This window comes from Halorubrum yunnanense (assembly GCF_026586675.1).
In the GTDB taxonomy this organism is placed as follows: Archaea; Halobacteriota; Halobacteria; order Halobacteriales; family Haloferacaceae; genus Halorubrum; species Halorubrum yunnanense.
On the sequence record NZ_JAODIX010000014.1, the window covers coordinates 1 to 13,062 of the forward strand.

The following is a 13,062-nucleotide window of genomic DNA, read 5'->3' on the forward strand; positions in this document are numbered from 1 at the left end:
CGATGGTCGGATGGGAGTATCCGACTAACCCACGGGAAGCCTCGGGGCTTGACCCCGAGGCAGTTCACGACGCCGAGGAGGACACGCTCGGCAAGGAGTTCGAGGGCGTGCGCGAGGTCGTCGCGGATCTCCGGAGCCTCCCGCCCGAGCTCCGGCCGCTGCTCGTCGGCGACACCCTCGTCCGGTTCGCCAACGGGATGGTGTACGTCTTCTTCGTCATCGTGATCACGCAGTTCCTCGAGGTCGGGCTCGACGTCGGCCCCCTCTCGCTGTCGCCGGCGGCCTTCTTCGGCGTGCTGCTGGCTATCGAGATGCTGGTCGCGCTCGTCTCCATGCCGCCTGCGGCGCGGGCCGCGGAGCGGGTGGGGCTCAAGCCGGTCGTCGCGCTCGGCTTCCTCGTGTACGCGGCGTTTCCGGCGCTCCTGATCAGCGTCCCAGCGGACACGCCTCTCACCGCGCCGCTCGTCGTCGCGCTGTTCGCGTTCTCGGGGCTCCGGTTCGCCGGGCTCCCCGCGCACAAGGCGCTGATCGTCGGGCCCGCAGAGCGCGACACGGGCGGGCGCGTCTCGGGCTCGTACTACCTCCTCCGCAACGCGATCGTGGTCCCGAGCGCGGCGCTCGGCGGGCTGATCTACGGCGGGTTCTCGGTGCCGGGGACCGGGCTCTCCGTCTCCGGGAGCCCCACGCTCGCGTTCGGGCTCGCGAGCGCGATCGGCCTCGTCGGGGTCGCGTACTTCGCGCTGTTCGGCGAGGAGTACGACGCGTACGCCTGAAGCGGGAACTCGGCTCGGGGCCGTCCTCAGTCGTCGTCTGCCGCGCTGGCGGCCGAACCGGTCGCGTCGAGTCCGGCGACCGCGCCGCCTCCGCCGTCGAACGACTCGAGCTGCTCTCGGAGCCGGCGCGTCCGGCGGGAGAGGTCGTCGATCCGGTCGCTCACCGCATCGAGGTCGCTGTTCTGCTCCTCGACCAGCTCGGCCGCATCCGTGGCCTCCGCGGTGGACGCCTCGCTCAGCTCCGCGACCTCGTCCATCATCGCGACGGCCTCCTCCGTCGCCGTCGCCTGCTCGTCGGTCGCCTTGCTGATCGACTGGACGCCGTCGTTCGCGTCCTCGACCGTGTCGACCATCTCCAAGAGGAGCTCCGCCGAGTCGTCGATCGTCTCGACGCCGCGCTCGACCCGCTCGCCGGTCTCGCGCATCTCCGAGACGGTGTCGCTCGCGGTCGACTGCAGCGTCTCGATCCGGCTCTCGATCTCGTCGGTCTTCTCCGCGGTCTCCTCCGCGAGCGACTTCACCTCGTTGGCGACGACCTCGAAGCCCTCGCTCGCGTCCCCGCCCGCCCCGCCGGCCCGCGCCGCCTCGATGTTGGCGTTCAGCGCGAGGATGTTCGTCTGCTCCGCGATGTCGTCGATCAGCGTGACGATCTCCCCGATCCGGTCCATCTCGGATTCCAGCTGTTCGACCTTCTCGATCGACGCCTCGGTCCGCTCGCGGATCGCCTCCATCTCCGTGACAGCCTCGGTGGCGGCGTCGTTGCCGGCGTTGCCGATCTCGGCGGCGTCCGCCGACTTCGTTGCGACCTCGTCGGAGGAGGAGGCGATCTCCTCGATCGACGCCGAGAGATTGGAGAGCTCGCCGGAGGCGTCCCGCACAGTGTCGTACTGGTCGTCCGCGTTGTCGGCGATCCCGTCGATCACCTCGACGACGTCATCGCCCTGCGCCGCCAGCTGCCGCGCCGTGTCGTCGATCTCGGTGCTGGCCTCGTCGACCTCCGCCGCGAACGACCGGACGCCCTCGACGGTCGTCTCCACGTCGCCGATCATGTCGTTGAACGACGCGGCGATCGTCGCCAGCGCCTCCGCGTCGACGTCCTCGTCGGCCCGCACGGAGAGGTCGCCCGCGGCGGCGGCGTCGAACGTCTCGCTCATCCGCTCCGCGCTCGCGGCCAGCGACTCCGCTTGTCGCTCCGCCTCTCGCTGGGCGACCTCCGCCTCCCGCTGGGCGGTCTCGAGTTCGTCGATCCGCATCGCGATGGCGTCGCGCATCGAGCGCACAGCCGCGAAGAGGCGGCCGACCTCGTCGTACCGCGGCGCGTCGAGGTTCACATCGAACTCCCCCGCTTCGATCTGGGCCGCCTTCTCGTTGAGGAACCCGAGCGCACCGGCGGTGTCGCGGACGAGGGTGATCACGAGCAGCGACGCGCCGACGACCGCGACGAACAGCGTCGTCACCAGCGCGGACAGCACCGCGGTCTCCGCCTCGCCGGAGACCGACCCGCGGATCGAGAGCCACCGGGTCCAGACCGTCACCCCGAGCAGCAGCGCGAACCCGGCGATACCGAGGAAGCTCTTGGTGTTCAGGCTACGCGTCAGTACCGAACCGGGCGTCTGTGTGTCAGTCATGTGTCAGGCCGTGGTCGCCGTCGCCGTCGTTTCGGCCTCGGCGAACAGGTCGCCGACGCGAGTGATGCTGAACGTGACGATGGAGGTGAAGCCGACCTTCGCGGTCGTGTCCAGCACCGCGATGATGAAGTGGTAATCGGGGGCCGTGATCACCCCGAACCCGGACGGGCTGAGCAGCCAGATGACCGGGTAGACGAGCCACAGAGCGATCGTGAGGTCCCGGAGCGTGCGGAACGTCCCCTGAACCGCCGCCGTCTCGTCGCGGACCCCGTCCGTCACCGTCGTGAGCAGGAGGTAGACCACCGCGAGGAACGCGACCGTCGAGACGGCGAACCCGCCCCACTTAACGCCCGGCGTCGCCGCGGTGGTCGCGGCGTAGCCGGCCGCGATCATGAGCGCGTCGGCGCCCATCGCCGCGGCGATCGTCTTCCGCGACGCGGCCGCGACGACCGCGATGTGCATCACGATGAGCGGCGTCGTCAGGAGCCAGTCGAGATACCGAAGTTCGAGGACCAACCCCTCGAGGGCGAACCCGCCCGAGCTCGCCGCCATTCCGGCGTACGAGAGCCCCGCGATCGACATGATCGCCGGCGGGAGCAGAAAGTACCTGTTCTCGTGGTCTCCCAGCAGCGAAAACGCGACGAACGCTACCGTCGATACCCCCATCAGCGCTGCCACAGCGGCGAACACCGCCGTCTCTACCAGCATGGTACCGGTTGGGTCGTCGTCCTCCTTTAATCTCCTCTGCGAATTATCACGTCAGATATCTCCAAAAGACGGTGACCGACAGCCGCCTGATTCCACTCCGACGGCCCGGGTTCACCCACCCGATCGGCTTTTCGACCCACCCGATCGGCTTTTAGGACTCACGCGCGAATTCCCTCGCATGACTGCCATCGCCGCCCCGGTGCGCGACGCGTTCGAGCACACCGACTACGACCTCGGCGACGTCGCGGTCAACAGACGGCGGGTACGCGTTCCGGTCCTCCGGGAGGGGGCCGATCCCGACGCGCTCCGCGCTGTGATCGAGGAGGCGCTCGGCGCGGACGCGGTCGCCGGAGTTACCGTGAGCGCGGAGACGATCGACGGTGAGGACGGCATCGGTACCGTCGTCTCGTTCCAGCACCGGCCGTGACGGTACGACTAAAAGCGCGGTACGCGTACCTGCTACCCACACGATGACGGCCGACGACGGACACGACGGCGCCCAGTACCTCGCCGGCTCGCCGGTCCGGGTCGCGATCCTCCGGACGCTCCGGCGGGAGCCGCTCCGTCCGGCGGACCTGACGGACACGGTCGACGCGACCCGGACGACGGTCCAGCGGATCCTCGGGGGGTTCCGCGAGCGCGACTGGGTCGTCAAGCGCGACGCGGCGTACCGCGTGACGCCGACCGGGGAACGCGTCCACGACGCGTACGAGACCCTGCTGGGCGAGGTAGAGCTGGCCGACTGCTACGGGGGATTCGCGGCCGACCTCGAGCGCGTGGGCGCCGGATTCCCAGCGGAGGCCCTCGACGCCGGGGAGCTGACGGTCGCGACGGAGCGGAACCCGCTCGCCGCGGTCGACCGGCTCACCGAACTCCTCCGCGAGGGCCGCGACGCCGAGATCCGCGCCGTCTCGCCGGTCGTCATCCAGCGGTTCAACCGGGCGGCCGCGGCCGCGCTCGACGCCGGCGCGGAGGTAGAGCTCGTCATCGACCGCGACGTGGTCGAGACGTCGGTCTCCGACTTCGGCCCGGCGACCGACCGAGCGATCCGCGACGAGGACGCGACCGTCTACGTCTCGCCCGAGCCGATCGAGTACGGGCTGTTCACGTGCGGGGACGTCGCCTGCGTGACGGCGTACGACCGTCGGAACAACCCCCGGCACGTGCTGGAGTCCACCGACGTGGCGGTGACCGAGTGGGTGAACGACCGGTTCGAGTCGCTCGTCGCCGACGCTCGGCGGCTGTCCGCGGTCGTCGAGAACGCCTGACTCGGCGGCGGTTACGTCTCGGTATCGTCGGTTTCGCCGTTCGGGTTGGCGTCGCGGGACTCGGGCTCGAAGTTGGTGGGGACGACCGTCGGGTGGTCGATGCCGACGGGCGGGGTGCTCGCGCTCATGGCTCTGTCTGTCGAAAAGGGACGATCCGACTAAAAATTACCCATGGGCATAACGCATCCCGCCCGCGGGAGGGTATGTCCGGTAGTTATACAGATTCGAGGAGAATACCCGCGCCTTTAGGCGCGGGATGAATCCGACAACTCCTCTACTAACCACGTTCGATGGCAGGGCCGGATATTCCACGTTTCAATCCGAGATTTTAGAATACAACAGTACATAATAAGTTATGGAAGTGTTCCACGATGCACATCCACCGAACCTACCGAGCGACAATCCTCAACCACTGTCAGGTAGATGAATCGCTTGACAGGCATGGGTGGAGCGCATCGAAACTGTGGAACGTCGCGAACTACCACTCCCGCCAAGTCTGGGAGAATACGGGCGAGATTCCCGACGATTCGGACTTGAAAAGCGAGTTGAAGACTCACAACAAGTACAAGGGACTGCATAGTCAGTCCAGTCAGCGCGTTCTGGAGGAACTCGCTGAAGCCTTCAACTCGTGGTACGGCAAACGCAAGTCTGACGACCGCGCGAATCCGCCCGGCTACCGCAAGAAAAACTACTACGACAATAAAGGCTGTCGCGTCCACGAAGAACACCCACGAAGCACGGTGACGTGGAAGCAGAAAGGCATCCGTCACGACACCAAAAACGGGCGAGTGCGCCTGTCAAAAGGCGCGAACCACAAGGAACACCCCCGAGCATGGGAGTACATCCTCGTTGAATACGAAACCCGTCCCGGTGTCACCGTCGAGAACCTGCAACAGGTCAGAGCAGTCTACGACAAGGAGAAGGGCCGATGGGAACTACACTTGGTGTGTAAGCACGAAGTTGAGACTCCCGACGCCCCCGGTGAAGAGTCGGCTGGCGTTGACCTCGGCATCTGCAACTTCGCGGCAGTCGCGTACAGCACTGAGCAAGCCGACTTGTACCCCGGCAACCGTCTGAAACAAGACGGCTACTACTTCCCGAAAGAAATCGCCAAATGTGATGATTCAGGTGGTGAAGAAGCCACTCGTCTTCACAAAAAGTGGTCGGAGCGCCGCACCCACTTCCTCCACAGCCTCGCCAAACACATCGTTGAGAAGTGTATCGAGCGTGGAGTTGGCCAAATCAACGTCGGCAAACTCGCTGGTGTTCGAGAGGATGAAAACGGCGAGTCGAAGAACTGGGGTCGGCACGGCAACCTTGACCTGCACGGCTGGGCGTTCGACCGTTTCACCAATATCCTCGAATACAAGGCAAAAGTCGAAGGTATCGGTGTCGTAGAAGTTCCAGAACGGAACACGAGCAAGACGTGTTGTGTGTGCGGTAGAGAAGACGAGAGTCAGCGTGTTGAACGCGGCCTGTACGTGTGTGAGGAACACGACGATGCGTTCAACGCTGATGTGAACGGGGCGGAGAACATCCGTCTCAACATCAATCAAAGTAACTCCGAGTCTTCGGCCAGTTTGGGCGAGGATAGGAGTACCGGCTGGTTGGCACAGCCCGGAGTCTACCTTCATGACCTCTCCCGAGGATTCCAACCTCGGGCAGAGGTGGTAGACTGCAAACCTTAATATCCCAATCCAGCGGTGCGGTGCCGTGGGATTCCCGCGTCTTCAGGCGCGGGAGGATGTCAATCGCCGAACTCGTCCGCGTACAGGTCCTGCGCGTGTTCGATCGCCTCCTTCGCGGCCGCCTTGTCCTCCCACCCGAGGGTCTCGACCTGCTTGCCGGCCTCGAGGTTCTTGTACGTCGAGAAGAACTCGTCTATCTCGTCGCGGATCTGCTGGGGGATGTCTTCGAGGTCATCGATGTGGTCGAAGCGGGGGTCTTCGGTGGGCACCGCGATCACCTTGTCGTCCTGCTCGCCGTCGTCGTCCATCCCCATCAGCGCGACGGGGCGGGCCTCGATCACGCAGCCGGGGAACGTCTGGTCTTCGACGAGCACCATCACGTCGAACGGGTCCTCGTCGTCGTAGTACGACTGCGGGATGAAGCCGTAGTCGTACGGGTAGTGGACGTTCGAGTGGAGCACTCGGTCGAGGACGACGCCGGGGACGTCCTTGTCGTACTCGTACTTGTTCCGCTCGCCCTTGAGACACTCCACGACCGCGTAGATCTCGTCAGGCGCGTCCGGTCCCGTCTCGAGATCTTCCCAGAGATTGACCATGTGACCGACATTCGGTCCATCGGTAGCAAAGTCCTTTCGGGTTCTGCCGACGTCGATCCGGCCCCGTCGGTCCCTCTCGGCGACGGGACCCCAAATTTCTGATCGATCGCCCCGATACTCCCGTCCCTCACGCGCCGCGTTCCGCGACCGCTTTCCGGCATTGATATCCGGTTGATCGGATGTCGTATTCCGTCTGAACTCCCCGTTCCGTCCGACAGATCGTTACGGATACGCCGCGTCAGCCGGCGATCACTCGGACGGCGCGTCGGATGTGAATCGGCGGCTCACCGGCTCTGCGGCGAGTGAAACCCGGAACGAAGTGAATCCGGCGCAGCTACGCATTTAAACACCGATGAACCTTGAGAAAGGTTATAAGTTCGGAAACCCTTCAAATAACTATGTCAGAGGCACAAGCAGTTACTGACGCGGAAGCAGCGCGACCGGCACCGGACCTGACGGCGTTCCAACAGAACATCCTCGTGATCCTCTCGGAAGAGCCCATGTACGGGCTCGCGGTAAAGCGCGAGCTCGAGTCGTACTACGGCTCCGAGGTCAACCACGGGCGGCTCTACCCGAACCTCGACGACCTCGTTGATGATGGCTTCGTCGAGAAGAGCGAGCTCGACAAGCGGACAAACCAGTACGAGCTGACCGAGGCCGGCCACGACGCGGTCCTCGGCCAGCTGGAGTGGGTCCTTGACCGGTTCGTCACCGACGAGGCCCGCGGCGACGAGATCCGCGCGCTCCTCGGCGAGTAGCGACCGAGACCGCGAGACGCACCGACGCGAAACCAACGCGATTCTGGCACACACGCGCGGTGAAAACCGCGCGGCTTCGACTCGCCGAGCTTCGGCTCCGTCGGCTACGGCGGCTCCGGTCCTCCGCTTACGGCGGCTCCGGCCCCTCGACCTCGGCGGCGACCGACTCGATCACCGCCAGCGACTCCTCGACGACGGCGAGCTGCTCGTCCGTCGGCCAGCCGTTCCGCGGCAGGTACTCCTCGCGGAACTCCTCGCGCACCGCGGGGGCCGCGTCGTCGACGGCGCGGACGTAGTGGTTGCTCATGAACGCCGCGAAGCTGCGGGCGGTGTCGGCGTGCACGTCGGCGTGCGCCTCGGCGACCGCGTCGGCGACCGCGTGGTTGTAGGCGGCGATCTCGTCGTACCGGCCCGCGTCGCCCGGTCCGGACAGCGACACCTCGACGGCCCGGTCGGTGGTCTCGATCCGGTCGAGCTGGACCGTCCCGTCGGCCATCCACTCGTCGGGGTACAACACGAGCGTGTCGTCGTCGTCGCGGAGCCGCGGGACGTAGTCGTGGCCGGCGACGAGTTCGTCGCGCCGCTCGCGGTAGAACGCGGCGGCCGCGTCGTCCTCGGTCCGCCGGGCGAGCCGCGTGAGCCGCTCCGCCTCGTCGACGACGTCGACCGGCACGTCCGGGGCCCGACCGTCGTCGGCGCCCGCGTCGCTCTCGGCGTCGCCGGCGCCACTCTCGTCGGCCGCGTCGCCGCCGTTCGCGTCGCTCCCGGCCTCCTCGGCCGCCATCACTTCCCGCGCCCGTTCCTTCGCCCACTCCGGGGGTTCGTCGTTAGTTCGCGTCATCGAGTGCCTCGTTCGCCAGATCGTCGGCGCGCGCGTTTATCTCCCGCGGAACGTGGGCGATCGACCACCGGTCGAACCGCGCCAACAGCTCCCTGGCGCGCACCCGCTTCTCGCGAAGCTCGGGATCGTTGGCGTCCCACTCGCCGCGCACCTGCTTGACGATCAGCTCCGAGTCGCCCCGGACGTCGATCGCGTCGAAGCCGTACTCGTCGGCCCCCTCCAGCGCCCGGATCAGCGCAGCGTACTCGGCCTGGTTGTTGGTGACTCGCCCGATCCCCTCGCCGCCCTCGGCGACGACGCCGTCGGACGTGACGAGGCACCAGCCGACCGCACCCGGGCCGGGGTTCCCGCGGGAGGCGCCGTCGAAGTAGACGTGCGCGCGGCCGCCGCCCTCGCGGACGAGGTTCGTCAGGCGGGTCGGGTCGCTCCCCTGTACCACGACCTTGTCGTCGTACGCGACGGCGACGGCGCCCTCGCGCTCGGCGCGCCACCGCTCGTGGGCGGTGTTCCCGTCGTCGATCCGAACGCCGGCGTCCTCCAGGAGGGCGCGCGCGGTCGCCGGGTCGCAGTCGATCGTCGGCATTCGTCCGCAGTCGGCGACGGCGCGTGAAAGCCTTGTCCGTCGCGGACTACTCCGAGTCGGTCACCGACTGCTCGCCCTGCGCCGCGGACCGCTCGCGCTCGTCTCCGAACCGCTCGCCCTCGGCGGCGGACCGCTGGAGCCGGTTCAAGCCGAGCGTCGCGACGAACAGGACGCTCCCCACGTACAGGAACGACTGCGGGTCGGCGATGAGCCGCGAGACGAGGGCGTTCCCGTACCCGATGACGGTCGTGAGATAGCCGAGGAGGGAGACGGTCCAGCCGAGTCCGGTGACGCCGCCGAGCTGATCGAGAGAGTCCGCGTCAAGCAATGAGAGCAGCGCGCATTTCATGAGTTTCCCACGGTAGGTCGTTCCTACCGACGAGCGGGTAATGAACCTATTTTCGGTAATCTCATCGGATGGTTACCACTTCGTTTCGGGTCGACGTCGGTCGGTCGCCCCGCCGGTTGCCCGATCTTAAACGGTCGATCGTCACGAAGTTTTAACTCTGTCCGTTTGGATATTATATAAATGCGATGACACGGCCAACCCGGCAACGGGATCACGACCGGCAGCGTGTGCGGGACGAGGATGCCGACGAGACCGAAACCGACGCCGAGGGGGTTGACGCCGACGAATTGGACCCCGAGGACTTCGATCCGGAAGAGCTCACCAGGACCGCGGACGGCGAGCTGATACACGAGGAGACGGGGATTATCATCGAGGAGGAACAGATCGATCCCGGGCCGGAGTGGCGCGCGTTCAACCACTCGGAGCGCCAGGAGAAGTCGCGCGTCGGCGCCCCAACGACGAAGACGATGCACGATAAGGGGTTGACGACGACGATCGACTGGAAGGACAAGGACGCGTACGGGCGCTCCATCTCTTCGAAAAAGCGGTCGCAGATGCACCGCTTACGGAAGTGGCAGGAGCGAATTCGGACGAAGGACGCGGGCGAGCGCAACCTCCAGTTCGCACTCTCGGAGATCGACCGCATGGCGAGCGCGCTCGGCGTCCCCCGTTCCGTCCGAGAGGTCGCCTCGGTCATCTACCGACGCGCGCTCAACGAGGACCTGATCCGGGGCCGGTCGATCGAGGGCGTCTCAACCGCCGCGCTGTACGCCGCCTGTCGCAAGGAGGGGATCCCCCGATCGCTCGAGGAGATCTCCGACGTGTCGCGGGTCGACCGCAAGGAGATCGGTCGGACCTACCGCTACATCTCCCAGGAGCTCGGCTTGGAGATGCGGCCGGTGGACCCGAAGAAGTACGTCCCCCGCTTCTCCTCCGAGCTCGAACTGAGCGAGGAGGTCCAGTCGAAGGCCAACGAGATCATCGAGACGACCGCCGAGAAGGGGCTCCTCTCCGGGAAGTCCCCGACCGGGTACGCCGCGGCCGCCATCTATGCCGCCTCCCTCCTCTGTAACGAGAAGAAGACCCAGCGCGAGGTCGCCGACGTCGCGCAGGTGACCGAGGTCACCATCCGCAACCGGTACCAAGAGCAGATCGAAGCGATGGGGATCCACAGTTAGGCGTCGCCGACGGAACCGGGCTCTTTCAGGTCGGGGCTCTCGCCAGCAACGTTCAAACCGCCGCGCCGCCAACGGTCGACGAATGCGGCTCGACGAGTTCATCGAGTTCGAGGCGAGCGAGCGCGCCGAGCGGCGGCGCCTCGCCGCCGAAAAGGACTACGGGATCTTAGACCACCTGGACTCCTTCGAGCGGCGCTTCGAGGAGCACGTCTCCGACGACGCCGTGGTCGGTAGCGTCTCCCCCTCGATCTTCGTCGGGCGCTCGGACTACCCGAACGTCTCCACGGGCCTGCTCTCGCCGGTCGGCCGCGAGGAGCGCGCGGACGCGTTCGAGACCTCCGCGGCGTGGTACGAGGAGGACGTCTCCATCTCGGACGTGTTTGACCGCCGGACGAGCCTGCTCAACTCGACGCGAGGGGTCGACGTCGCGGACGCCGGCGCGACCGGTGGGGTCGAATCCGTCGGCAGCGGACCGGCGAAGAGCGTCCACGACGCGTGGGACGGCTGGCTCGGGGTCCAGCGCGAGGTCGCGATCGCCGACCGCCCGGTCGACGTCGAGATCGGGCTCGACGGGAGGCCGGAGCTCGACTTCGATATCGGGACGGAGGACATCAAGACGCCGACGGGGCCCCGTGCGGCCGCCCGCACCGCCGAGCTCGGCGAGAACCCGCACGTCCCGCGGCCGGTGGAGAAGACCCTCGAAGACGACGACTGGCGCGCCGAGGGCGCGATGACGTACCTCTACCGCCGCGGGTTCGACGTCTACGAGATCAACACGATCCTCTCGGCGGGCGCCCTCGGCCGCGGACGGAACCGCCGCCTCGTCCCGACCCGCTGGTCGATCACGGCCGTCGACGATACGGTCGGGCAGTTCTTCCGGGGCTCGATCCGCGAGAACCCGACGGTCGACCGGATCGAGGTCCACCGCAACGAGTACCTCGGCAACGCGTTCTGGGTGATCCTGGTCCCGGGACAGTGGGAGTACGAGCTCGTCGAGATGAAATCGCCCGGCTCGATCTGGAACCCCGACCCCGAGGCCGGCGTCTACCTCGCGGCCGCGAGCGAGGGCCGCGAGGGGCGGACCGGTTACGTCGAGGAGACGGCGGGCGCCTACTACGCGTCTCGCTTGGGGGTCTTAGAGCACCTCGACGAGCGCGGGCGACAGGCGAAGGCGCTCGTGCTCCGCCACGTCTCCGACGACTACTGGGGGCCGGTCGGCGTCTGGCAGGTGCGCGAGGCGGTCCGGAACGCGTTCGAGGGTGAGTTCGGGGCCGCGGAGACGTTCGGCGAGGCGGTCCGCGGCGTCGCCGACCAGCTCCCCGTCTCGCTCGGCCGCCTGCGGCGAAAGTCGACGATGGCGGCGGGGCTGCAGGCGAATCTCGGTGATTTCGTGGACGCGGAGTGAGCGCGGCAGTATTTATAAGCGACCGTGGAAGCGGGGTCGTCTATTTATAAAGAGACGTGCGGTGGCGCGCGCCTCCGAGCGGCCGCCCTCGGCGGCCGCGAGGAGCGCGTGCGAGGGACGCCGCGAGCGACGTGGGTGAGCGAGCGGCGAGGCTGGGGAGGTGTGAGGCGTGTGCGGGGCGGGATTCGAAGGGGCAGCCGTGAGGCGGGCGCAGGCGACGCAAGCACTGGAAGGAGCGAACGAAGTGAGCGACTGAAGCGCGCAGCGAGCGTGCGCCCGCCTCACGGCTGGGGCTTCGGTGGTGTTCGCCGCCGATCTACAGTTGATCGTACAGCCTCACGGCTGGGGCTTCGGTGGTGTTCGCCGCCGATCTACAGTTGATCACGTACAGCCTCACGGCTGGGGCTTCGGTGGTGTTCGCCGTCGATCTGCTGGCGGCTATTTATAAATAAACGGCTGGGGCTTCGGCGGTGTTCACCGCGCCGACGCGGTCGATCGTTTATAAATGAACGATGAGGACGCGAACGCAGTTCCTGCCGTCGTCGTATCAGTCCTCGGCCCAGTAGTACAGGTCCTCGCGGGGCGCGTCGCAGTTCGGGCAGTTCTCGGGGAGCTCCTCGCCGATCTCGCCCATCTCGCCGCACTCCCAGCAGCGCCACATCACGTACGCGGTGCCGAACACGTCGCGGGCGTCGGTGAGCGCCAGCGGGTCCGACCCGGTCGGGGCGGAGACGTAGAAGCCGGCGTCGTCGACTCCGCGGACCGTCCCGAGCTCTTCGCCGTCCTCGTTGTACACGGACTGGCCGATGCTCACGTCGGCGAACACGGCTTCGTCGGAGGCCATACGCGGCCGTACGCGTTGATTCCTTATAAGTGTGGGAGGCGATAACACGACACGTATTCGGGAGAGGGGGGCGGTGCCCGGTCGTACCGACAACGGATCGGCCGTGACCACCGCCGAGGCCTCAGTTTCTTGGTTATAAACGGCCGCCAGCAGATCGACGGCGAACTCCGCTAAATTCCCAGCTGCTCGCTTATAAATAGTCGAACGCGTCTCGACCGAGAAGACCGTCAAAGCCCCAGCCGGGAGGCCGGCGCACACTCGTTGTGCTCCTCGGTCGCTCACTCCGTTCGCTCCCTGCGGTGCTTACGTCGTCTGCGCCGGCCTCCCGGCTGCCCCTTTGAGTCCCGCCCCGCACCGCACAGCAACCGCACCTCATACGGTCGTGCGTTAGTTTTTACCTGTAATTACGGACAAAGATAGTTCCAGATATTCGGTTCATCAAC

General features: G+C 66.6%; 14 protein-coding genes. 7 read left to right on the forward strand and 7 right to left on the reverse strand.

Going from position 1 to position 13,062, the window contains the following annotated elements; all coding sequences use genetic code 11:
• The coding region (locus N5096_RS03175) for an MFS transporter (protein WP_465261739.1) at positions 1–773 on the forward strand (773 nt) is incomplete at its 5' end.
• A gap of 26 nt (positions 774–799) precedes the next feature.
• On the opposite strand, the gene N5096_RS03180 is transcribed toward N5096_RS03175, so the two are convergent.
• A complete protein-coding gene (locus N5096_RS03180; protein ID WP_267662886.1) occupies positions 800–2,401 on the reverse strand; it encodes a methyl-accepting chemotaxis protein in 1,602 nt (533 codons plus the stop codon).
• Positions 2,402–2,404: 3 nt separating this feature from the next.
• Positions 2,405–3,109: a bacteriorhodopsin gene (locus N5096_RS03185; RefSeq protein ID WP_267662887.1), complete on the reverse strand. Its 705-nt coding sequence runs from the start codon at positions 3,107–3,109 to the stop codon at positions 2,405–2,407.
• Positions 3,110–3,287: 178 nt separating this feature from the next.
• Here N5096_RS03185 and N5096_RS03190 point away from each other — a divergent pair, with 178 nt between their 5' ends.
• The 3 genes from N5096_RS03190 to N5096_RS03200 all read left to right on the forward strand — a co-directional run bounded on the left by N5096_RS03190 (position 3,288) and on the right by N5096_RS03200 (position 6,065).
• Positions 3,288–3,536, forward strand: coding sequence for a hypothetical protein (locus N5096_RS03190; RefSeq protein WP_267662888.1), 249 nt, complete (start codon positions 3,288–3,290; stop codon positions 3,534–3,536).
• A 43-nt stretch (positions 3,537–3,579) separates the two neighbouring features.
• Positions 3,580–4,377: a helix-turn-helix transcriptional regulator gene (locus N5096_RS03195; RefSeq protein ID WP_267662889.1), complete on the forward strand. Its 798-nt coding sequence runs from the start codon at positions 3,580–3,582 to the stop codon at positions 4,375–4,377.
• A gap of 371 nt (positions 4,378–4,748) precedes the next feature.
• Positions 4,749–6,065, forward strand: a complete 1,317-nt coding sequence (locus N5096_RS03200; protein ID WP_267662890.1) for an RNA-guided endonuclease InsQ/TnpB family protein — start codon at positions 4,749–4,751, stop codon at positions 6,063–6,065.
• A 59-nt stretch (positions 6,066–6,124) separates the two neighbouring features.
• Here the strand turns inward: N5096_RS03200 and N5096_RS03205 are convergent, their stop codons facing one another.
• Positions 6,125–6,661 (reverse strand): inorganic diphosphatase, encoded by a 537-nt coding sequence (locus N5096_RS03205; protein ID WP_267662891.1) that lies wholly within the window; start codon positions 6,659–6,661, stop codon positions 6,125–6,127.
• Between the two features lie 398 nt (positions 6,662–7,059).
• Here N5096_RS03205 and N5096_RS03210 point away from each other — a divergent pair, with 398 nt between their 5' ends.
• Positions 7,060–7,419 (forward strand): PadR family transcriptional regulator, encoded by a 360-nt coding sequence (locus tag N5096_RS03210; RefSeq protein WP_267662892.1) that lies wholly within the window; start codon positions 7,060–7,062, stop codon positions 7,417–7,419.
• A 127-nt stretch (positions 7,420–7,546) separates the two neighbouring features.
• Here the strand turns inward: N5096_RS03210 and N5096_RS03215 are convergent, their stop codons facing one another.
• From N5096_RS03215 to N5096_RS03225, 3 genes are read right to left on the reverse strand one after another with little or no spacing between them, the layout of a single operon-like run.
• A complete protein-coding gene (locus N5096_RS03215) occupies positions 7,547–8,260 on the reverse strand; it encodes a DUF7108 domain-containing protein (RefSeq protein ID WP_267662893.1) in 714 nt (237 codons plus the stop codon).
• A complete protein-coding gene (gene rnhA / locus N5096_RS03220; protein WP_267662894.1) occupies positions 8,247–8,843 on the reverse strand; it encodes a ribonuclease HI in 597 nt (198 codons plus the stop codon). The genes N5096_RS03215 and rnhA overlap by 14 nt, the downstream gene beginning before the upstream one ends.
• Positions 8,844–8,889: 46 nt before the next feature.
• On the reverse strand, positions 8,890–9,192 hold the full coding sequence (locus tag N5096_RS03225; RefSeq protein ID WP_267662895.1) for a hypothetical protein: 303 nt from the start codon (positions 9,190–9,192) through the stop codon (positions 8,890–8,892).
• A gap of 185 nt (positions 9,193–9,377) precedes the next feature.
• Here N5096_RS03225 and N5096_RS03230 point away from each other — a divergent pair, with 185 nt between their 5' ends.
• Positions 9,378–10,370 carry a transcription initiation factor IIB gene (locus N5096_RS03230; RefSeq protein WP_267662896.1) on the forward strand — a complete coding sequence of 331 codons (993 nt, stop codon included), beginning with the start codon at positions 9,378–9,380 and terminating at the stop codon, positions 10,368–10,370.
• Between the two features lie 82 nt (positions 10,371–10,452).
• Positions 10,453–11,775, forward strand: coding sequence for a DNA repair protein NreA (nreA, locus tag N5096_RS03235; protein ID WP_267662897.1), 1,323 nt, complete (start codon positions 10,453–10,455; stop codon positions 11,773–11,775).
• Positions 11,776–12,322: 547 nt separating this feature from the next.
• Here nreA and N5096_RS03240 read toward each other — a convergent pair.
• Positions 12,323–12,619, reverse strand: a complete 297-nt coding sequence (locus tag N5096_RS03240) for a DUF7130 family rubredoxin-like protein (RefSeq protein WP_267662898.1) — start codon at positions 12,617–12,619, stop codon at positions 12,323–12,325.
• Between the last annotated feature and the right edge of the window lie 443 nt (positions 12,620–13,062).